A 20,129-nucleotide genomic window follows, 5' to 3' on the forward strand; every position below is an offset into this window, starting at 1 on the left:
CGCCGCCGAACCGGCTACTCCGGGACGGTCTGCTCGTATCGCTCGCGGGCGACCTTCTTCGCCTCTTCGCGCAGATCTGACACCCGGTCCGTCTCGTCCAGGATCTCGACCCCGAAGGCGGTTTCCACCAGATCCTCCAGGGTCACCAGGCCGGCCAAGCCACCGAACTCATCGTTGACCAGGGCCATGTGCTCGCGGGTCTCGATCATCCTTTGCAGCACCTTCTCCACGGACTCGAACTCCGCCACGAACACCGATTCCCGAGAAAAGGCGGACAGGGGAGTGGCGGGATCGTCACCGCGGGCGGCGGCGGCCAGCACCTCCCGCTGCAGAATGTGTCCCGCCACCCGGTCGCGGTTCTCCCGATAGATCGGAATGCGCGAAAAGACCCCGGCATCCTTGTCTTTCAAGAACTCCGCAAGGGTTGTGGTCTCGGGCAGCATCACAACGACCGTGCGAGGGGTCATCACCTCCTCCACCCGGACCTCTTTGAGGCGGAGAACATTGGTCACTACCTTCGAGGTGGCCTCGTCCAGGGAACCGTGCTGTACCGCCGAGGCGGCCAGCGCCGCGATCTCGCCGCGGGAAACCCGCGGCTTGTGCCCTTTGGAGACCAGGCGCCGGGTCAAGAAACCGATCAGCCACAGCGGTAGCTTGAGGAGGCGGGTCAGAAACTGTGTGGTTCGGGCCACAAAGCCGGTCAGGCTCGAGGCATAGATCGTCCCCAGGGTCTTCGGGATGATCTCCGTGAACAGCAACACCAGCAGCGTGAGGACACCGGAGAACACGCCGATCCACGCCTCCCCAAAGACCACTGCCGCCTGGGCGCCGGCGAGGGCGGCGCCCACCGTGTGAGCGATGGTGTTGAGGGTGAGAATCGCACCGATCGCATCGTCCAGGCGTTTCTGCTTCAGCTCCAGCAGAAGAGCCGCGCCGCGGTCGCCGCGGGAGCTTCGCTCGACCAGCTCGACGGTCCGAACGGAGAGCAGGGTCGCCTCCAGCACCGAACAAAGAAACGAGATCGCCAGGGCGCCACCGACATAGATGAGGAGTAGAACCATGGGCGGAGGCTATCAGCGTCTCGCCGTGCCGTGTGCCACCTACCTCCCTGCGCCAGTCCCCTGCCGCCCAATACGGCCCCCTCCGTTGGAGACGGCTTGCCCAGAGCCAACCCTCGCAGCTCTAGCTTTCGACGCCAGTTCAGTCACTGCCTCCCCCCAAAATACTCCTATTACAGCAGGACAACAAACCTACAAACGGTGTCGTGTAGAGGCCTTCGGCAACCGCCGGATCGCGTGAGAAAGACCAAGCCAGCTCCGGGATCGCACCTCACCTCGTGCTTCTGTAGACCGACAACGACCCAACTCGGAAGCCTGGAGGCTTGAATTTTTTCGATTTATCTTTTTGACGATATCGTGCTATACTGAGAATTAGCGGCAACTACTTATCTACTATAATCAATGAGGGACCGAGAGACGAGGATGTGCCGCGCCGTCTTTGAAGTCCGGAGGTAAGACACAATGTTCACGTTGTCACAAGGAATCTATCTCTTAGCGGGCGCTGCCGTCGGTCCATTCGTCTACCCACTCTTGCGTCCACTCGTGAAAGAAGTGGTCAAAGGAGGTGTTTACCTGGTGAACGGAGTGGGCCAGTTGGCGGCTGAAATCAAGGAAGAAGTCGAGGACATTGCAGCAGAGGCGACGAGCGAAGTCACACCGCCAGCCAAGAAGGTGTCCAAGTCGTCGAAATCGGCCAAAGCCTGATCTTTGCCACGCAGGACCGTTTTGCCGCCCCCCCACCGGACCGGCAACTGAGGCTGTGCTCATCAATGCCGGCTTGAAGGCTCTCTTCTGTCGCGCCCCCAGCGGCTCCGAGCCAAGTCTCAGAAAAACGGCGCGACAATCGAGCCGACCGGGAGCCTTCGGGAAGAGAACGTCGGGGAACCACCGGAGGCTAGGCCCCGGCAGTTAGGGCTAGGGCCACCGGCGGTTCGGCACGCATACCTGAATTCGTCGGCTACGCACTACTGGCTACCAACTACTCTGGTCGAGCCGTTGACGGCAACTCCGTGCTCAGCTCCATCGCCGCCTTGTCACTCTGAACCCGCCACAGCCGAGCGTAGTAGCCATCCATTGCCAAGAGGTCAGCGTGCTTTCCCTGCTCTAGGATGCGCCCACCGCTTCCGAGAACGTAAATCTGATGCGCGTCGCGAACGGTCGACAGCCGGTGGGCGACGATTACAGTCGTTCGCCCGTGTGAAAGCAAGGTCAGCGCTTTTTGGATTACCGCCTCGGTTTCGCTGTCCACCGACGACGTCGCCTCGTCGAGGATGAAGACCGGTGCCTGCTTCAGCTTCACAACCGCGCGCGCGAGACAGATCCGCTGACGCTGCCCGGTGGAGAGGTTGGCACCGCGTTCACCGATCAGTGTCCGGTAGCTATTAGGTAGTGCCTGGATGAAGCCGTCGGCGGCGGCGATACGGGCCGCTTCATGAACGTCCTGCTCGGTGCAGTCGAAAGTGCCGTAGGCAATGTTGTCGTAGACGGTCCCTTCGAACAGGAAGAGATCCTGGCTGACCAGGCTGATGGCGCCGCGTAGATCACCGAGACGAAGCGAGCGGATGTCGTGCCCGTCGAGCGTGATTTGGCCGCTGCCGAACTCATAGAACCGCAGCAGGACTTTGATGATGCTCGACTTGCCCACTCCCGTCATCCCGATGACCGCAGCCGTCTCACCGGCGGGGACGCGGAGCGAGAAGTCCCGCAGGATCTCGATCTCCTCGTCGTACGAGAAGGAAACACGGTCGAAAACGATCTCGCCCCGCACCGACTCGAGCGGCAGGACCTGAGTGCCACTCTGCGGCCCAACGGGCATCTCGAAGAGAGTGAACACGCGCTCGATCGCCGCCATCGCCTTCTGGTAGGAATCGACCAATCCCCCAAGTTCCTTGAACGGAAAGAGGAAGCGCTGCACCAGGTAGAGCACCAGCGTGAAACTACCGATCGTCATCGTGCCGGCTGCCGCCGACAATCCGCCCACGATCAGGACCCCGCTGAAGGCCGCCAGCACCGGGAATCGGAACGACGGAATGAACGCCGCGTACTCTTTGATCGCCGGCCGATTGGCGTCGACATAGGCCTGGCTGAGGTCGTGGATGCGCGCGATCTCGTGGTCCTCGGCGCTGAAGCTGCGGATCGTCGAAAGGCCCATCACGTTGTTGATAATCTGCTTGTTCAGCATCGATGCCTGCTGTTCCACTTCGGCATACAGAGGCCGCGCGACACGCTCGTAGTGGAACGTGCGCCAGATCAGTAGCGGCACTGGCAGCGCGGCGATCCAGGCGATACCTGGTGCGACAAAGATATAGATCGTGATCATCATCACGGCATTCGTCGCCAGTTGGAGGATCGAATCCGCGCCGCTGTCGATGAACAATTCGATCTGGTTGATATTGTCGGTCAGGGGCACGGCAACCTCGCCCAAGCTTTGTTCGTCCAGCTTCGCGAGGGCAATGTTCTGCACCCGAGCGTAGGCATCCAGGCGCAGGTCGCGCTGCACTTCTTGGGAGATGGTCCGCCACATCCGGCTGTTCAAGTACTGGAACAGCGATTCGAAGCTGAAGACCACAACGGTGGCACCGGCCAGCAACAACAACTGCGACTGAACCGTCACCAGACCAAGGGCCGCAAGGGTCGTACTTCCTTTGCTGGCAACGATGTTGATCGCGGCGCCGATAATGAACGGCGGCGCGAGGTCGAACAACTTCTTCACGACGGAACAAATGGACGCCAACTGGATCTGCCGGCGATACGGGGAAGCGTAGCCGAGGAAGCGGGCCAGCGGATGTGCCCTTGCGGCACCGCCGGTCCTGGTAGCGAGGCCGACCGTCTCGCGCTGCTGCTGCAAGCCTTTGCGCAAAATCGAGGCCGTCACGATGCCGGTGACGGCCAGGGCGCCGGTCGCGACCACCGAGGCGCCGAACCACAATGGCGATACCAGCAGCGCCCCCATTGCCGCTGCCGACACCACCTTCAATGGCTTCGCCCCACCGACGATGGCGGGATCGTTGCCGCTCGTCGAGAGGGCGACGTCCGGACCAGAATCCGCTCCGTTGGAGCTTGCGAGGCCGTTGCCGGCGAACAAGTCCGGCCGGGTCTGGAACAGCGCCTCCACTTCGGATCGCAGGCGGGTGCCGATCTCGTCGCTGTCCGCTTCGGGGTCGAACAGGATCAGTATCCTGCCTGTGATCGGATTGCCCTTGACCGAACGAACCGCGGAACCGGTGATGAGCTGCTTTTCGATCTCGGCGATGGCCTGCGGCCGGTCGCGGATCGCATCGACTTCCCAACGCTCGCGGCCCGGCACTGCAGCCTTCAACCGGATGCCGTTGCCACCCCTGCTGCCATACCGGAGAATCCTTCGTTGGTATTGGTCCGGGCGAGGTGTGCCTTGGGAATTTCTCACCTGCCTTCGGCGATCGACGCCAGCTTTCGAATTCAGCCCTTTGGACTCCATGGTCACGCTGATCCTCCAGAAAAAATTACGACACCGGCAACGCCTCCGGCGGAACGTCCGAGGGATCGGCGCCGTCGCCCGTCTCTTCGCACATCTCGAGGAAGCGCCTGGCCACATACTCGGCGAAGGTAGGGTCGTTCACATCCGCATCTACCCGCTCGAGCGGAATGTCCGACCGAAGCGAATCCTCCAACGCCTCGATGAAAGCGGTGTCGCCAGCGGCGTCCCAAAGTGCGCCGCCGGCCACAGCATTGATCGAGAAGCCGGCGGTCGGCGCCACAACGCAAAGCGGCCCCGTGGCCCCGTTGAGCCGTTCCGCAATGTTGCGGCCGAGCCCAGCCATCTCGTCTGGAGACAACCTGACGAGGATCGAGATCGGGTTGTGCAGATATTGTTGTCGCCCGTGGAATCGTGCTGGGAGAGGCGGTCGTAGATTGAAAAAGTCGACGCACCCCGGAACCACGACTTGCGGCAGCCCGAGGCGCCCGACCACCCGAAGTCGGTCGGGTCCGGCGGCGAGCAGCCCACCCAGCGCACGATTCGAAAGCTCGCACAGCGTGTAGTCGACAACGCCGTTCAACGCACCGGACTCGGCCAACTTCTCCATCGCCGGGCCACCGACGCCATTGGCGTGGAACACAACACACTGCTGCCCACTACGCTCCAACACTTCACGTAGCCGGGTCACGCCCGGGGTCGAGTTTCCGAGCATCGTGACCCCGACCATCTTCCGGCTACCGGCGGGAGGCTGGCCAGCGTCGCGCACCATACCGACCACCGCGGCGGCGGCGTTGTTGAACACAGCCTCTGCCAGTGGGTTCAATCCGGAGATGTCAACCACCGAGTGCAACAGCAGAATGTCGCTCTCCCCGACGAAGGACCCGAACGTCCGTCTTCCTGAGAACACCGGCGACACAAGAACCTTGGGCACCCCCAGCGGCAAGGCCTGCATCGCTGACGAGCCCAGAAGCGCCCCCTCGGCCCCGCCCAGGCAGAGGACACCTTCAAGGCGCCCGTCGTGCAGAAGTCGCAGACAGATCTCGCGTACACCCTCCGCCATCCCTTCGACGGCGACGCCACGACTGCCGGCGTTGCGCAGGGCGGTGAGAGTGTGACCTCCAGCCAAGGCCACCTCTTCGCGCGGAACCTCGGCGACACACCCGCCCACGGGCTCACCGAGAATGCCTGAGTCCAGAACGCAAACCTCGGCACCGAGCCGCTCCAGCACGCGGCGGACGTAGGCGATCTCATGCCCTTTGGTGTCCAGGGTTCCGATGAGCACGATGTGGAGAGAGCGACTCATCACGCCCCGCTGCCCGAACAGCCCAGGTTACAGTGAGTATCGGGTGGCACCGCAGGCGAACAATTCTTCGTCATATCGAGCATCTCTCGAATTCCCGCAACGTCGAGCTGGCAGAGGAGGGCCGCTCGCAACGTTTGGTTTCTCCTGTTGTGGCGACCTCGCCTCGAGTCGTTGCGAAGCTCGCGGCCGACCGGTGCCTTGCCGGAAGAATGGCTCCGTGTTGGCCTGCGCTCGAAGGAGCCTCTCCGACCCTCGCCCTCAGCATTCCGGCGCTAGCCGAAAAGTCCGGACACCCGGATATTTCGTACCCTCTACGTTGTCCTCAGCCTCGACATAACGGCCCCAGGGCAGCCGCCGCCCATCCTCCACGGTGAGGCCGTACGGGATGATTCGATCTCTCGACTCAGCTCCCTGCGACTGGTCCTCTCCGCCGACGTGAGAGTGCCCGTGATAGAGCGTCGACGACCAACTTCCTCCGATGTAAGCACCGTCACGTCCTGACTGTGAGCGTTGGTCTACTCCTCCACCAAAGGCGACGCCGCACGATAGATCGACACCCGCTCCCTTCCCCCAAATCACGCCGGCCGGCAAGAAAACGTAGCTCGGCCAGTCGAGCCGGACGCCGTCAGAACCGAAGCCGTGATCGATGAAGAACGGGCGAGCTTCAAGACCGACATTTGCGGCCTGCCCCAATCCGAGCACTTGCCTAAAGAAGCAGGTTATCACCTGCCTAGAGCGCCGGTCGCTTGAGGCGTTCTCGGGCGCCGCGATGAGGACTCTGCACAGCTCGTGGATGGTCAGGCCATCGGAGATCACCTGATGCCGATTGACGGCGTAGTCGTCGACGGAAGAAGAGCGACTTGGCAGCCTAGCGGCGATAAACTCCTTGAAGGGAGGCGCCGTCAGCACACCCTTGGTAACGCTCCGAAGGAGCTCGCTCTCCTCCTCTGTTCGCGCCAGGAGCGCGTCAGCCCAAGGGCCGAATCGAGACGAACCCTGCTGCAAGACCCTCGTTAGCCTCCGGCCCAACACGAACGCTCTTTCGCGCGCTTTCGCCAAGCTCGCCTTGAACAACACATCGAGGACCGGCGCGACAGGTACGTCGATATGCGGGTCGATCGTGTCGTGACACTCCATCAGCTGCTCAACGGTGTCTCGCTCGACACAGGGCGAAAAGCCGCCAACCGCGTCCTCCACGGGCCGTAGGGCACCTTCGATGACGTCCGCCGGGACTCGAGGGATCCAGTCCTCCAGCAAATCCAGAGATTGCCCGCGGACATCGAGCGTAACGGTGGCGCTTCGAGATGTCACAGTTTCGATGAGTTCTCCTACGATGGCGGCCGCCAACGGGCCGCGATCTCGCAGCAGCACGGAGTGAAATACACTCAGAATCCTATGCCTGGCAAGCTGCTTCTCGGTGTTCAACCATGACGTCGCGTGCACTTCGCCGCGGAGGACACGGCCCAGGGTCGCGATATTCGGCGTGGAAACCGACTCGCATAGCCAACTTTCCAGAACCGCCGGAGTGTCCTGGGAACCATGAGAGTCAAGCCAGTTGAGCCCAAAGCCATTCAGGCCCAGCAGAACGTCGAAGAGCGCCGGCTCGCTCACTAGCGGACTCGCACCCCGATGGATCCCCTCTACGATGGCCTCGAGGGCCGCGCCGGTCCTTGCTGTGTCCAGACTCCCTGTCTCAGGCACGTATTCCTCCCCCCATGCTGGCAACTGCCCTATTTCGGCTTGCCAGGAGTCCCCGGGCACACCCGGAGAAGTACCTGAGATGGGCCGGATCGCTCGGCTTCACAACCCCGAGCCGCTCAGCAGTCGCCTCGACCCTTCGCCCGCCCACACTGGGCCAGACTTGGGACTCAATCACGGCGTAGATCGCGATCATGACGCAGTTGGTTGCGGCGTGGATCGCGATCATGATGCAGTTGGTTGAGGTGCACATGCAAATCGGGACGATCTCTGAACAGCTCTTCCAGGCCGGCGCTAGTCACCCGCGAGCCATCGATGTAGAGCGACTCGAGGTTCGGCAGGGACTTCAGATGGGAAAGCCCGGCGTCGCCGATCGGGATATCGATCAGATGCAACCAGCGCAACCAAGTGATTTGTGCGATTGTCGCCATGCCGGAGTCGGTAACCTCCGGACTCCCAAAGCGCAATAGCTGAAGGTGCGCAAGATCCATCAGAGCATTCAAACCACCATCGGTAAAACGAGCTTGGGGGAGATTCAGAATGCGCAGCGTCTTGATTCGGCATAGTTCACGTAGGCCATCGTCGCGAATCTGCGCGCCGCGAATGCGCAGGTGCTCGAGGCCTCTGAGCACACGAATCTGCGGAATGCCACGATCCGTAATGAGACTATCGCTATCAATGATCAAGGTGCGCAACTCGGGCACAGCTCGTAACTGCGCGAGATCGTCGTCGGTGATCACCTGATCTACGATTTCGATTCGATCGCTCAATGCGGCACGCGCAGCGGCAATCTGCCCCTCCCACTCCTCCTGCGACTGGCCATATCCTGCAGCCGCCCAAAGTGCGACAGCGACCACGCAGGGGAGCACTCTATTCCGGCGCCACATTTCTCGGCGAATACGGATAAAACGGGTTTCCGATGTTGAAGTCACCCTTGGGGTTTCGCCAGATCGCGTGAATGTGATTCGCTGGATTTCCCTGCGAGTCAGGCTGCGAGTTTGAAAAGTTGATCAGTACCGCCGGCCCCTGAACGACATACTGTTTGTTTTCTCCCATGGGCGTGGTTCCCATGAAGGCAAAGTAGATTTCATCAAATCCATTCTCATCGATCGAGGCCATCCAGTCTCTTGCGATCGCCTCCGGCATATTGTGCGCGTACACCTCGAGCAGCGAGCGGAGTTGTTTCCTTTGCCCATGGGTCATCTCCCGCGCTCTCAGTCCAACCGGCGACCCTGCTAGGGGGTAGAGCGAGCCGGCGTTGATGATGTCGCGGGGGGAGTCCTTTGTCAGCAACGCCACCTTCTTTTGGTCGGGCAATAGCATTTCGTAAAGTTCTATTGCTAGATCCTGTTCGAGCGCGAGGTTACGTGTCCCTTTCTTGATCGGAGGGTAGTTGTCCGCGATCATGATCGCCGGTGCCGAGCCAAAGGCCGTTGGCGTCGAGGCGATGACCTGTCCTCCTTCGATGGTGTAATTCACCGAGAAGTGGTGCCCTTCGATACTGAGTCCCCACTCGCCGCTCATCGTCGGCTGGCCGAAAACGGAGAAGAAGTAGTAGCGCTCGTCGAAGATCGAAGGGCAACCACTGCCGTTTCCGCACTGAGTGCCGTAGATGCCGCAACAGTTCGGTGGATTCTGATTCTCCGTCAGGCGAAGAAACCCCTGCTCGAGCATGATCTTGTGGAGTTTCTCAAAGCCCTGATCACTGATCGATACGCGCAATAGCTCCATCGCCAGCTTTTCTTGTTCCGCTGTCATTTCGCTCAGCGCCAGTCCCTTGCGCCATGGGCGTGGGATGAAATGCCAGTCAGTGCGCTGGATATCGCTGTATCCAATGACGCACTTAGTCTTCTGCGTACCCGTCAGCGAGGTCAGCCACGCCGATGTCGCCTCAGTCAGCGCTGACGCAAGCTCGGCATTGGAAGGTTGGCTGGCCTTCACAGGAGTACCATAGACGTTCGGCGGAGACGGGCTCTGCGGCGGAGCTTGCACCTGTGCCGACTGGCACGCCATGGTGGCGAGCAGAGCCAAGAGAGCTAGAGATCCCCGACAGATCCATGAATTAAATTGAATAAACATATGTGCCCTCCTATCTAGCATTGGCCTACGAGCCTTCTCGTGCCTGGAAAGAGTTTCGCTTTTCGGGTCGCTTCCGCTGCATTTTGGGATCATGTCTGTCCTTCGACGATCTCGACCACGAGCCGGCTCGGCTCATAGCAGTTCTCGTAGGTGCCCCTGAGATCGTCCCAATCCAAGTAGCTGGCGACCGCGGTCGCCAAGTGGTCGTCGGGCAGGATGCGCTGATCGATGGCCTCGTCATTGCGCAGGATGGTCACCTGGGAGCTGAAGACCGTGTTCCTGTGGCGAAGCATGCCGGGGAAGTGAAGTTCGACCGCATACCCCTCGCTCAGGCGGACCTTTAGGAGTCGACGATATCGATCAACGTTCGACAGGGTAATACGGTGACGAACTCCACCTCCATCGGCCATCACGATGGACGCATTCCGATATGAACTGAGGATGGTCGATCTAAGATGTAGGTCGGTGATCGTTGCCCGCTTGCAGCTCAGACTTCCGAAGGCGTGGTGCAGGATGGTCAGGACGTGCGGCAACTCGAGGAGACAGATGTTTGCGGTGTGCCTACCGAGTATCGCGTCGTCGATCCGATCCTTCGAGAAAACCGTGTGAGTCTCCTCGATGCGGAGCGGAACCGGCGTGCTCAGACCACGCCGACGGACATAGGCGTCCGGATCGGCAACGAGCGCAACCAGTTCTTCCAGCAGTCGGGAGTAGAGGTACTGCTCCTGAATGTAGAGTTCGATCTCCGATGACCGCATGAGGTCAGACACGATCGAGAGCTCCCGGCGGTTCGCCGCCAGCGGCTTCTCGAGAATGACCCTCCTGACCCCGTGGTCGATCATCCATTGCAGACCCTCTTGATGCGCCGTCGGCGGCGCTGCGACAAAAGCGATCGCCCGCTTGGGATCAAAGTCGACCCTGCCTCCCGGCAAACAGGTCCGCAGCGATGGAGCCTCCGGAAAGAGCTGGGTAAGGCGTTTTGCGAAGGGGCCGTGCGAATCCGGTTGACTGATCCCTATCACCTCTCTAGGCCACCATGGATTCCTGTTTCTATTTTTTTGGATGCACACCAACAAGTTCGTCGCCTGCCTGCCCGTACCGTAGAAGATGAGAGTCTGCGGATCTTGCAAGCTGTTGACTCGCCCAGGCCGGAGAAGAGTCGGCGAACCATCAGGCGCCGGCTTCCGCAGCGCTCGGCAATCGGGGCGCTCGGTCTTGACGTCCACCGGACCCACCGTCAAACCCACAGGTCCTGCCGACGTTGCGCGAAGGGTGGGGTCTGCATACTTCCGTAGGGATTCACAGCCGCAGCCCTTCACGGGCCTCATCTTTTCTTGAGAGATCCATTTCTGTCCCTGCCCTTAATTGAAGTTATCTTCAATGCCAAATATACACATATTCCATCTCGCCGGACGAGCTAGTCTCTACGTCGAGATCGCCCGAGTGCCACTATTTCGGCGATTCCTAGAGGTTGCATATTTACCATATCATACATAGCGTTATTAGTTCTAGAAAATTATTTGAAACAAACGAATATTTCTATATTTTGCGAGTCCACGCAGGGAAACGGCCGCCTTGCAATTCACCGAGGCGAGTGGGACGGACCCTGTACTCCGGCTCAAATCATCCCTGGAGCGTTTTCGTGTAACATCAGATCTTCGAGTAATGAACGCACACAAAGGTCAGGGCGAGCGTCCAGTGACCCTGCAGCGGAGCGAAGAATGCTGATGGCCGAGGATGACACCCGGATGAAGACAGGCGACTTCACCGTGAAAAGCCTCACACCCGGACGATTGCGGGTTGGGCTCTCGGATTCAGGGCTCCTGGGGATCGGGCCCGCGACCGCCAATCTCATCAGGGACGGCTGGGTCCACACTCTGGCCGTCAATCCGGTGACCGGGACGGCTCTCCTGACATTTGACGGCTACCGGGTCTCCGAAACGCGTTTCATGGAGCACCTCCTCGCCAACTGGTGTCCCGGTCCAGACGAGTCGAAAGCCATTCTTGCGGCACTACCGCCGCGCTCCCGAAAGCGCTCTCTGCGTACGATCGCAACGCTCCGCGCTCCCCTGGCGATCCTGCGGGAATCTGCCGGGAGAATCCGTGTTTTCCATCCCGCCATCGGCCGATACCCGCCCGTCAACCAACGACTCGAAGGGGTCCTAGCGCACCTGGACGGGGTTACCGGCCACTCAGTGAATCCGACGACGGCCACGGTGTTGGTGAAATACAACGATCAGGTCCTGCGGCGCTCGGAGCTTCTCCGAATTCTCGAATCCACCATTCTCGAGGCGACCGGCAACGGCGACGACGATCTTGTTCCGTCAACCCCCGTGCCGGACGCCACGACGCTGCGGCTCACGCTCTCATCCGCCGCGATGGGAATCGCCCTCGCCGGTTCCGCCGTCCCCGCGGCCGCCACCGTCGGCTTCATCACGACCATCGCCGTCTCCTGCCGAATCTTTGGCGAAGCGCTACGCGCGCTCCTCACGGAGCGGAAGCTGAAGGTCGACGTGCTCGACGCGACGGTCATCGCGCTGGCGGTGGCCAGTGGAAGACTGATCTCCGCCAGCTTCATGGTCTGGGTCGTCGACGTCAGCGACGCTCTGCTGAACGCTTCGGAAAAGGCCTCGCGGCGCCGGCTGACGGAGATCTTCGGCCGCCGTCCGCACCTCACCCACCGGCTGGAGGGAGAGAGCGAGGTCGAGTGCAGAGTCTCGGATTTGAACGTCGACGACTTGATTGTGATCCGGTCAGGGGAACAGATCCCCGTCGATGGTCTCGTCGCCTCAGGCAATGCCCTGGTGGATCAGTCGGCGCTGACCGGCGAATATGCCCCGGCGGAGAGAACAGAAGGTGAGCGGGTGTTCTCCATGTCGAGCGTCCTCACCGGTAAGCTTCACGTGACGGTCACTCAAACCGGCGCGGACACCAACGCATCGAGGATGATCCAGCTCATCGAGCAATCGCTCGAGCACAAAGTTCACCTGCAGTCTCTTACCGAGCGGTTTGCCGACCTGATGGTCGCGCCGACCTTAGCGCTCGGCGGAGTGGGCTACTGGACGGTGGGATCGGACGCGATGCTGGCGGTGATCAACGCCGACTTCGGAACCGGCATCCGAATCGCCGGCCCGCTTGCGCTCCTGTCATCACAGACTGCGGCGATCAAGAACGGGGTTCTCATCAAGAGAGGTGCCGTCCTCGAACAACTGAGCGACATCGATGCCGTAGTCTTCGACAAGACGGGCACGCTCACGAGTGACGTTCCGGCCGTCCACCGAGTCATTCCCCTCATACCTTCGCTTGACGAATCGGAGCTGCTTGCCCGCGTCGCCTGCGCCGAGCAGCGATTCAGTCACCCCATCGCCCGCTCCATCCTCCGCGCTGCGGCCGATCGCAACGTTGCGGTGCCACCCATCTCCGATTCCGACTACAAGGTGGGTTTCGGTGTCACCGTCCAACTTGACGGTGAGACTTGGCGGGTCGGCAGCCGACGCTTCATCGAAGGAGAAAGCATCTCGATTCCCGCAAAAGCGAAGCGCTACATCCGGGAGATCCATGCCGCCGGCGGCGCCGCTGTTTTCGCTGCCTCCGGCAACCACCTGGCTGGGCTGATCGAGTTGCGCAGCAGCCCCAGGCCAGAGGCCGGTGCGATCATCCGCTTCCTGCGCCAAGAGAGAGGGATCGAGGACATCTACCTTCTCTCGGGCGACCACGAGGCGCCCACACGCACACTTTCCAAGCAGCTCGGGATCGAACACCATTTTTCCGAGGTGTTGCCCCAGAACAAGGCACGCCACATTCAAGAACTGCAAGAGAAGGGACGAAGGGTCGCCATGATCGGCGACGGCATCAACGACACCGCCGGCCTCGCCCAGGCCGACTGCTCCATTTCCCTGCAAGGTGCTACCGACGCAGCGACCGATATCGCCGACATCGTATTCCTCGACGGAAATCTGGGCAAGTTCGAGTTGCTCTTCCAGATCTCCGACAACCTCAACCGCAACGTGCGCAAGAGCTTCGGACTGGTCCTGGTACCGAACTCCATTTGCATTGCCGGCGCGCTTACGGGCTATTTCGGACTAGGCATGTCGCTGCTTTTCAACAACGTGTTCAACCTCGTCGCAACCGCCAACGGCCTTCGCGCCCAGTCCGCCCTTGTCGTGCCCGAACAACCCGGCCACGGCTCTGATCATCCTCCCGTCCAAGATCACGCGCAGTTGACGACATAGCGCAATTTTGCGCGCCAAAACGCCCGCTCAGCAGCTCGCCAAGCCACCGTTGGTGACCCTCTCCGGATGGTCGCCTACGAGTTCGGCATTCGCCGGAGATCCAACAGCAGGTGCCCCAGATCCTCCATTTCATGGGCCATACGGTCTACCCGGCTCGCCAGCAAGCCGTGGACGAGGTGCACCGGCACCGCCACGGCGAGGCCGGCGGCGGTGGTCAAGAGCGCCTCCTCAATGCCTTGCGCCACCAGGCTGGGATTCGACGTCCCGTAGTCTCCGAGTGCCCCAAAGGAAGCGATCATGCCGGTCACCGTTCCCAGAAAGCCCAAAAGCGGCGCCGTCACCGCCGTGCTCGAGAGCAAGCCCAAACCCCGTGTGAGGCGTCGCAACTCCTTGCGCGCCCGACGCTCCATCACCGCTTCGATTTCCTCCGAGGTCAGGGAGTAGCGCTCCAAACCCGCCAAAACTACCCGTGCCGACGCCCCACCCACACGCTCCACCGCCGTCAACGCCACCGCCGGCCTAGACACGCTACCCAGCGTGCCGCGAAGCGCCTGGACCAGCCGGGCCATCGGCGTCCGCTCCCGACGCAGTACCCAGACCCGCTCCAGCGCCACTGCCAAACAAACCACCGAGAAGGCTCCGAGAGCCCACAAGACCCAACCACCCTCCTGCATCATCACCAAAAGGTCGCCCTGAGGAAACATCGCACTCTCCTTTCCGCCAAGTGAGACACCGAGAGACCAGCGGTCCGAAGGCCGCCACCTCTCTGAAGCATTCGATGTCTCCTTAGATCCCTCAGCGGCTGGCAGAGTTCCCCAGGTGGGCCGAATGGCTCCTGCGCTGCAGGATCAGCAGAGCGCCACCGGCGAGGGTCAAGGTCACGGCCGTTCCGACCGCGGCGCCGTTCATGCCAAAGCGTGGAATCAGAAGCAGATTGAGGATCGAGTCGGCCAGCAGGGTCGAAGCGGAGATCGCCAACACGGTGCCCGCACGGCCTTCGTACTGCAACCAGAGGCTCGGCAAGGCGGCAAGGGCCCATCCGAAGGTGCCAACGACCAGGAGCACCAGCGCAGCTTCGGCATCGCGATACTCGGCGCCGAACAGGCCGAGGACGGGTCCGGCGGCCAGCGCCAGAAGAAGGGCGAAGGGAATCAACAACCGCAGCATCCACCCTTGGCCCTGCCGGAAGATCGCCTGCGAGGCTTGCGGCCCCTCCTCCATCGCCGGTTTGGCGAGGGGCGCGATCAGCCCGACGATCGTGGTCTGTACCAGAATCAGCAGATGGGCGGCGGTCGTCGCCGCCGCGTAGTGGCCCACCTCATTCTCCTCGCCCAGCACCTCGAGAAAATAAAGGTCCGACTGGTTGAGCGCCAAGGCCACCAAGAACGAGCCCATCATCGGCAACGACTGAGCCAGCCATTGGCGAGACTGGCGAATCTCTGTCGCCGGCCCGATCTCGACCAAGCCGAGGCGCCGCACCCATAGCCATTGCGCCAAGGCGATCCAAGCGGTGGCAAAGATCGATAGGATCACCGCCGCCTCGATATGGAGCGCTCCCCACCCGATGATCCACAGCCCGAACAACGCAAGCTGCAGAACCGGCAAACCGATCCGCCAGGGCAGAGCCGCCCAGGCCGGCCGCCGTGCCGACTGCAGCGTGCGGCTCACCATCGCCGCCGCCGCGTTCAGCGGAATCGCGATCACCACCCAGGCCATCGGATGGTGGTTTTCGGGGTCGGCTGAGCCGACGTGCAGGAGAGCGAGAGTCCAGGTCACGGCGGCGATCCCGGCGGCAAGGATCAAGGCGTTGCGGAGATAAAACCGCAGGTACATCCAGACCCGAAGGCCTTCCCGGCGCTCCAGGGCAGGCGCTAGTACCATCGGCGCCGCTCGGTCGCCGCCGAGGAGGACGGCCAGGCCACAGAAAAAGGCGAAGGCATAGGCCACCCGGAAGTCCCCGTACTCGTGGGCCGACAGAAAGCGGGTCAACCCCAGATTGAAGGCATAGTCCGTCAGGTAGCCTCCAGCGGTCACCGCCCCGAGGGTGAAAGCGCCGCGCCGTAGATATTTGCGGTGAGAGGTCATCAAGAGAGAGTTTATGGCGATGCGGAAACCTTCTACTCGATCCTGCCCACGGACGATGGCGGAGCCGTGGTCGCCGGCAGTGCCGCCTTTCCCGACACCCCGGACTACCGGCCCTGGCTCCTCGCCCTCGATGCGCACGGCAACACCCTGTGGAGTTCCGAGGACACTTTCACCGCCGGCCTTGACGTCGACTCCGCCATCGTGCGGGCGATACGCCTTGCCGACAGCCGCTACGCGCTGGCCGGTGGCGCCAACACCATGACCAACCCCGAGGACCCCTGGGTGCTGCTCACCAACTCCACCGGTCACCTCCAAAGCTTCACCCGCTTCGAGACCCTCGGCACCCCCGGCTTCGGTGTGGCCACCTACATCAACAACCTCACCGCCACCGACGAAGGCGGTTTCGTCGCCACCGGCAACGTCTCCGGCGGCCTCGGCCTCGCCTTCCTGTGGAAGTTCGACGCCCACGGCAACCCGGAATGGGATCGCCTATACCAGGACGAGTTCTTCCGCGAGGGTTTCTCCCTGCGACCCCTCGCCGACGGCTACGCCATCACCGGTTGCGATCTCCCGAACTGCAACCACGCCACGGTGGTGCGCACCGATACGACCGGCGCGGTTCTCTGGACCACCGTGCTCGACGATCCGAACGGAAGGCGATCCTTCGGCCGCGACCTCGTCGCCCTGCCGAGCGGCGAACTGCTGCTGCTCCAGACCCTGGATGCCGCCGCCGGCAGCCGGGTCATCGAAACGGAGCTGGTGACCCTGTCGGCCACCGGCGAGCGCCTGGGTACCGAGTCCCTGGTGGTCGGCCAGGTGACCACCGCCGGCTACCGGTTGTCCCGCACCGACGAAGGCGAGCTGTGGGTCGGAGGCTACGCCGGCGACACCAGCAACCCCAACGCCATCGACCTCCTCATCCTGCTGCCCCAGGAACAAGGATTCGGCACTCTCATCTTCACTTCGGGCTTCGAGTCCGGATACCTCGGAGGCTGGCTCGCCCACTCGGACTGAGGAGCAGTACAGGGAAGGTCGGTCGGCGGCCGCTCGCCGAGCGCCTAGCCGGTGTCGGCGGCGAGCAGGCGGGCGATCTCCGCTTCGACGACCTCAAGGTCGACCTTGCCCGACCACTGGGCCACGATCTGGCCTTCGGCATCGACCAGGTACTGGGTCGGCACTACCCGCACCTGGTAGGCGGCCCAGGCGGAATCGAGGGCGGCGTCGAGGAAAACCGGATGCCGCGCCCTGCGCCGCTTGATCATGCGCGCGACCTTGCGGTCGGCGTTCTCGCCTTCGTCGATCGAGATACTCACGACGACCAAGCCATCGTCCTCGTAGCGCTCGTGCAGCCGCGTCAGACTCGGCAGATCCCTGACGCAGGGCGGACACCAGGTTGCCCAGAAATCGAGAAGCATCACCTTGCCGCGGTATGTCTCCGAGGGAACCTCCGCACCGTCGAGCCCCAGCACCACAAACTTCGGCGCCGGCCGCGGGAAGACCGGCGGCAGATAGCTGGCGGGGGCTTCGAGGAAGGTTTCGCGGCACGTTTCCGAGCAAAGCCCGAATTCCTGGCCCTCGAACAGCGCCACCGCGACCACCACCTCCTCCTTCGTTTCCCCTTCGTGCACGCGACAGACCGGGCACAGCGCACGCTCACCGGTCCGTTCCTCGAGCCCATGCCCTTCACCCGCATAGGCTGTCGAGATTCCGGTCAGCATCATCAGAAGGCAACAGAAAAAAGTGCGGAAGCTCTTGGTCATCGGGTCAGAACCTCGTCGAGAAAGCGAAGCCGACCCGCTCCAGCCAAATCCAAAGCAGCGAAGCTCCGTAGCGCCGGCCTTTGTAGTTGAGCATCAGGTGGGTGCGCTGGCCGTCGTACATCGGGCGCACCGAGAAGCGCTCTGCGAAATCGACCTCGACGCCGAAGGGCACGTTGAGGCCGTCGTCCCACTCCGAGTAGTTGAGGCTGACATAGGCCGACACCGGCCAGCGCGGATGCCCCTTCGCCGCGGTCAGAAAGTAGGACTGCTCGCCCTTCGGCGAGCCGACGCGGTCCGAACTGGTGCCGAGAAACAGCGCCGGGCGCTTTTCGCCCTCGGTCAGCAAGAACCAGGTCACCAGCGGACCGATCTCGTCCGCCTCCGGGTTCACCTCCACCCCAAGCTGCAGCCGCGGATGCACCCGGGCATGCAGCGTCGAACGCCAGCGTGGGCGATCGAGATCGATGTCGATATAGCGCAGCGAAAAGCTGAACCGTTCGTCGATGCCACTCCCCCGGAGCGGCGCACCCTCGCCGGGTCAACCGCTTCATATGGGGACGCTCGACGGCCGCGGCGGCGGCGGATCATCGGCATACACCCCGGCGGCGAAGGCGGTGCCGACGAGCAGCAGAGAGATCAGCAGTCGAAATCGGCTAGGGCCGAAAACGGGCGCACTCATGGGTTGATTGTACGCGATGGACCGCCTCGAAGAACGGCCACAGTTCCCTGGAAGGGTAGGGCTCGTACCGTCCGGCGGGCTGGCGATCGCGGCGAGCTTCTGAGCAAGCATGGAAAGAAAGTCAGGCCCTAACCTGCGCATCGAAGGTGCCATCGGTCATCGACTCGAAAGTCTTCTGCTTGTTCTCCTGGTGATCTCCGACCTGGAGTCGATGCAGAGGCCATGAGCCGAAAGAGGCTCGGCAAGGGTTTCGTTCCAGGCATCCTCATGCTGCTCACCCTGGGCTGGATCCTCGCAGCGCACGCTCAGTCCGAACCCACCGCCGAAGCGACCCAGAGCGGCGAGTCGGACCCGAGTTGTTCGACGGCAGATCAAGGACCCGTGCCGGGCCCAAGAAACGAAACCGTCGAAAGCGTCACTTCTCGATGAAAGGCAAACACAGGGTACGACCCGCGCCAGGTGGTCTGCGCGACGATGCCCATGCCGTCGGGAAAGGAGCGGCTGATGAACAATCTCTCGCAGCTCTACATCAATCCACGGGACTGCAAACTTCCGCCCTACAGCAGCCTGGACCCGTCCATCTCCGGGGTGGTGTTCGATGATGCGATCCGCACCTACGACCAGGGTGCCGACGGCAACCGGTTCTACGGCGTGATGCTGGTGGAGCCCTGGGATTCGCCCTATGGCCAAATCGATCCTGGAGCGATCTGGCTTCTGCCGGGCTACATCGCTTCCGACGATCCCGACTACCGGCCCTACACCGGTCAGGCGTACATCAACCGATATCGCATCGGGACTCTCGATCCCAGGGTCGAGGCGGGTCACAAGCAAATGGTCGACCAGCTCAGCTCGAACCGAGCCGATTTTCTGGGCTTCTCGTTGGTCTATCCGCTCGGTTCGTCCTTCGACGACTCCAACTGCACCTACAATAGCTGGACCTGCAACGACCGTCAGGACCATTGTGGCAACACACTGCCTGCAGAATGGCAAGAGGTGATCTATGACGCCCTGGCCTACTCCCTGCTGCCGGACAGCGACGGGGAGGTGTGATCATGTCCGATCTCGTTTTCTCCTCCGTCCAAACGGTCACCTATGGGTCGGACAACAAGATCGAGCTCAGCGACTCCCCGGCCCTCGCGACCTACCAGGGCCGCATCTTCGTAGGCTTCTACAAAGCCGCTAGCAACAGCGTCGCCTACACCAGTTCCTACCAGGTCAACGACACCTATTGGTCGCGTGAGGAGCCGGTGCGAAATCCCTCGACCACGGTCACTCCTGCGGACGACATTCTCCACTTCATTCTGCGCTGGGATGGAGAGAACAAGCTCTACTCCTACGAATGGACCAAGGACGTTTGGGGCAACGAGGAGAATCTGAGCGCCAACGATGGATTCAAGTCGGACCACCAGCCCGCGTTCACCATGTACCGGAGCAAGCTCTATATGGTCTACAAAGGCAAGGACAACTCCAAGCTCTACTGGTGCACCTACGATGTCAACTCCGGATGGTCCACCGAGCAGAACATCACCTCCGAAAATGACGCCAAATCGGGCCGACCTCCGGCATTGGTGGTGTTCCAGGGACTGCTGTACATGGTCTACAAAGGCAAGGACACGAAGAAGCTTCACTGGTGCACCTGACGTGCTCCCCGTAATTCGGCCCAGTAGACTTTGAGCAATCTGGGCTGAAAGGAGGAGGGCAATATGCGCAAGAGTCGCTACAGCGAGGAGAAGATCATCCGGGTGCTCCAGGAGGTGGAGTCGGGCAAGTCGGTGAAG

17 protein-coding genes are annotated in these 20,129 nt (G+C 61.9%); 5 read left to right on the top strand and 12 right to left on the bottom strand.

Annotation, left to right across the window (positions count from 1 at the left end):
• Nucleotides 1-14 precede the first annotated feature (14 nt).
• Nucleotides 15-1,061 (bottom strand): CNNM domain-containing protein, encoded by a 1,047-nt coding sequence (locus tag AAF481_17250; protein ID MEM7482924.1) that lies wholly within the window; start codon nt 1,059-1,061, stop codon nt 15-17.
• Nucleotides 1,062-1,520: 459 nt separating this feature from the next.
• On the opposite strand from AAF481_17250, the gene AAF481_17255 reads away from it, so the two are divergent.
• On the top strand, nt 1,521-1,763 hold the full coding sequence (locus AAF481_17255) for a DUF5132 domain-containing protein (protein MEM7482925.1): 243 nt from the start codon (nt 1,521-1,523) through the stop codon (nt 1,761-1,763).
• Nucleotides 1,764-2,037: 274 nt separating this feature from the next.
• Here AAF481_17255 and AAF481_17260 read toward each other — a convergent pair whose 3' ends face one another.
• From AAF481_17260 to AAF481_17285, 6 genes are all read right to left on the bottom strand, one after another.
• Nucleotides 2,038-4,515, bottom strand: a complete 2,478-nt coding sequence (locus tag AAF481_17260) for an ABC transporter transmembrane domain-containing protein (protein MEM7482926.1) — start codon at nt 4,513-4,515, stop codon at nt 2,038-2,040.
• Nucleotides 4,516-4,540: 25 nt separating this feature from the next.
• Nucleotides 4,541-5,818, bottom strand: coding sequence for a Tm-1-like ATP-binding domain-containing protein (locus tag AAF481_17265; GenBank protein ID MEM7482927.1), 1,278 nt, complete (start codon nt 5,816-5,818; stop codon nt 4,541-4,543).
• A gap of 258 nt (nt 5,819-6,076) precedes the next feature.
• Nucleotides 6,077-7,429, bottom strand: a complete 1,353-nt coding sequence (locus tag AAF481_17270) for a hypothetical protein (protein MEM7482928.1) — start codon at nt 7,427-7,429, stop codon at nt 6,077-6,079.
• A 257-nt stretch (nt 7,430-7,686) separates the two neighbouring features.
• Nucleotides 7,687-8,373 carry a hypothetical protein gene (locus tag AAF481_17275; GenBank protein MEM7482929.1) on the bottom strand — a complete coding sequence of 229 codons (687 nt, stop codon included), beginning with the start codon at nt 8,371-8,373 and terminating at the stop codon, nt 7,687-7,689.
• A gap of 13 nt (nt 8,374-8,386) precedes the next feature.
• The gene (locus AAF481_17280; protein MEM7482930.1) at nt 8,387-9,547 is read right to left on the bottom strand and encodes a DUF3500 domain-containing protein; all 1,161 of its coding nucleotides are present in this window, start codon (nt 9,545-9,547) and stop codon (nt 8,387-8,389) included.
• 137 nt (nt 9,548-9,684) lie between these two features.
• The gene (locus AAF481_17285; protein MEM7482931.1) at nt 9,685-10,437 is read right to left on the bottom strand and encodes a hypothetical protein; all 753 of its coding nucleotides are present in this window, start codon (nt 10,435-10,437) and stop codon (nt 9,685-9,687) included.
• 879 nt (nt 10,438-11,316) lie between these two features.
• Between AAF481_17285 and AAF481_17290 the strand changes: the two genes are divergently transcribed.
• Nucleotides 11,317-13,827, top strand: coding sequence for a heavy metal translocating P-type ATPase (locus AAF481_17290; GenBank protein ID MEM7482932.1), 2,511 nt, complete (start codon nt 11,317-11,319; stop codon nt 13,825-13,827).
• A 74-nt stretch (nt 13,828-13,901) separates the two neighbouring features.
• Here the strand turns inward: AAF481_17290 and AAF481_17295 are convergent, their stop codons facing one another.
• Nucleotides 13,902-14,531 carry a MotA/TolQ/ExbB proton channel family protein gene (locus AAF481_17295; protein MEM7482933.1) on the bottom strand — a complete coding sequence of 210 codons (630 nt, stop codon included), beginning with the start codon at nt 14,529-14,531 and terminating at the stop codon, nt 13,902-13,904.
• A 91-nt stretch (nt 14,532-14,622) separates the two neighbouring features.
• Nucleotides 14,623-15,912, bottom strand: coding sequence for a polysaccharide biosynthesis C-terminal domain-containing protein (locus AAF481_17300; protein ID MEM7482934.1), 1,290 nt, complete (start codon nt 15,910-15,912; stop codon nt 14,623-14,625).
• On the opposite strand from AAF481_17300, the gene AAF481_17305 reads away from it, so the two are divergent.
• Nucleotides 15,901-16,926: a hypothetical protein gene (locus AAF481_17305; protein MEM7482935.1), complete on the top strand. Its 1,026-nt coding sequence runs from the start codon at nt 15,901-15,903 to the stop codon at nt 16,924-16,926. The genes AAF481_17300 and AAF481_17305 overlap by 12 nt on opposite strands.
• A 44-nt stretch (nt 16,927-16,970) precedes the next feature.
• On the opposite strand, the gene AAF481_17310 is transcribed toward AAF481_17305, so the two are convergent.
• From AAF481_17310 to AAF481_17320, 3 genes are all read right to left on the bottom strand, one after another.
• On the bottom strand, nt 16,971-17,672 hold the full coding sequence (locus AAF481_17310; GenBank protein MEM7482936.1) for a redoxin domain-containing protein: 702 nt from the start codon (nt 17,670-17,672) through the stop codon (nt 16,971-16,973).
• A gap of 4 nt (nt 17,673-17,676) precedes the next feature.
• Nucleotides 17,677-18,093, bottom strand: a complete 417-nt coding sequence (locus AAF481_17315; GenBank protein MEM7482937.1) for a hypothetical protein — start codon at nt 18,091-18,093, stop codon at nt 17,677-17,679.
• Nucleotides 18,094-18,219: 126 nt separating this feature from the next.
• Nucleotides 18,220-18,351 (bottom strand): hypothetical protein, encoded by a 132-nt coding sequence (locus tag AAF481_17320; GenBank protein MEM7482938.1) that lies wholly within the window; start codon nt 18,349-18,351, stop codon nt 18,220-18,222.
• Between the two features lie 504 nt (nt 18,352-18,855).
• Here AAF481_17320 and AAF481_17325 point away from each other — a divergent pair.
• Nucleotides 18,856-19,401, top strand: coding sequence for a hypothetical protein (locus AAF481_17325; GenBank protein ID MEM7482939.1), 546 nt, complete (start codon nt 18,856-18,858; stop codon nt 19,399-19,401).
• A gap of 2 nt (nt 19,402-19,403) precedes the next feature.
• Nucleotides 19,404-19,991: a hypothetical protein gene (locus AAF481_17330; GenBank protein MEM7482940.1), complete on the top strand. Its 588-nt coding sequence runs from the start codon at nt 19,404-19,406 to the stop codon at nt 19,989-19,991.
• Nucleotides 19,992-20,129 lie beyond the last annotated feature (138 nt).

It is taken from the genome of Acidobacteriota bacterium, assembly GCA_039030395.1.
Classification (GTDB): Bacteria; Acidobacteriota; Thermoanaerobaculia; order Multivoradales; family JBCCEF01; genus JBCCEF01.

What these genes read in the sequence shown, in the direction of transcription:
- AAF481_17250 (MEM7482924.1), bottom strand. Translation starts at nt 1,061, where the DNA reads ATGGTTCTACTCCTCATCTATGTCGGTGGCGCCCTGGCGATCTCGTTT.
- AAF481_17290 (MEM7482932.1), top strand. Translation starts at nt 11,317, where the DNA reads ATGCTGATGGCCGAGGATGACACCCGGATGAAGACAGGCGACTTCACC.
- AAF481_17330 (MEM7482940.1), top strand. Translation starts at nt 19,404, where the DNA reads ATGTCCGATCTCGTTTTCTCCTCCGTCCAAACGGTCACCTATGGGTCG.
- AAF481_17255 (MEM7482925.1), top strand. Translation starts at nt 1,521, where the DNA reads ATGTTCACGTTGTCACAAGGAATCTATCTCTTAGCGGGCGCTGCCGTC.
- AAF481_17295 (MEM7482933.1), bottom strand. Translation starts at nt 14,531, where the DNA reads ATGTTTCCTCAGGGCGACCTTTTGGTGATGATGCAGGAGGGTGGTTGG.
- AAF481_17260 (MEM7482926.1), bottom strand. Translation starts at nt 4,515, where the DNA reads ATGGAGTCCAAAGGGCTGAATTCGAAAGCTGGCGTCGATCGCCGAAGG.
- AAF481_17310 (MEM7482936.1), bottom strand. Translation starts at nt 17,672, where the DNA reads ATGACCAAGAGCTTCCGCACTTTTTTCTGTTGCCTTCTGATGATGCTG.
- AAF481_17285 (MEM7482931.1), bottom strand. Translation starts at nt 10,437, where the DNA reads ATGATCGACCACGGGGTCAGGAGGGTCATTCTCGAGAAGCCGCTGGCG.
- AAF481_17300 (MEM7482934.1), bottom strand. Translation starts at nt 15,912, where the DNA reads ATGACCTCTCACCGCAAATATCTACGGCGCGGCGCTTTCACCCTCGGG.
- AAF481_17325 (MEM7482939.1), top strand. Translation starts at nt 18,856, where the DNA reads ATGAACAATCTCTCGCAGCTCTACATCAATCCACGGGACTGCAAACTT.
- AAF481_17320 (MEM7482938.1), bottom strand. Translation starts at nt 18,351, where the DNA reads ATGAGTGCGCCCGTTTTCGGCCCTAGCCGATTTCGACTGCTGATCTCT.
- AAF481_17265 (MEM7482927.1), bottom strand. Translation starts at nt 5,818, where the DNA reads ATGAGTCGCTCTCTCCACATCGTGCTCATCGGAACCCTGGACACCAAA.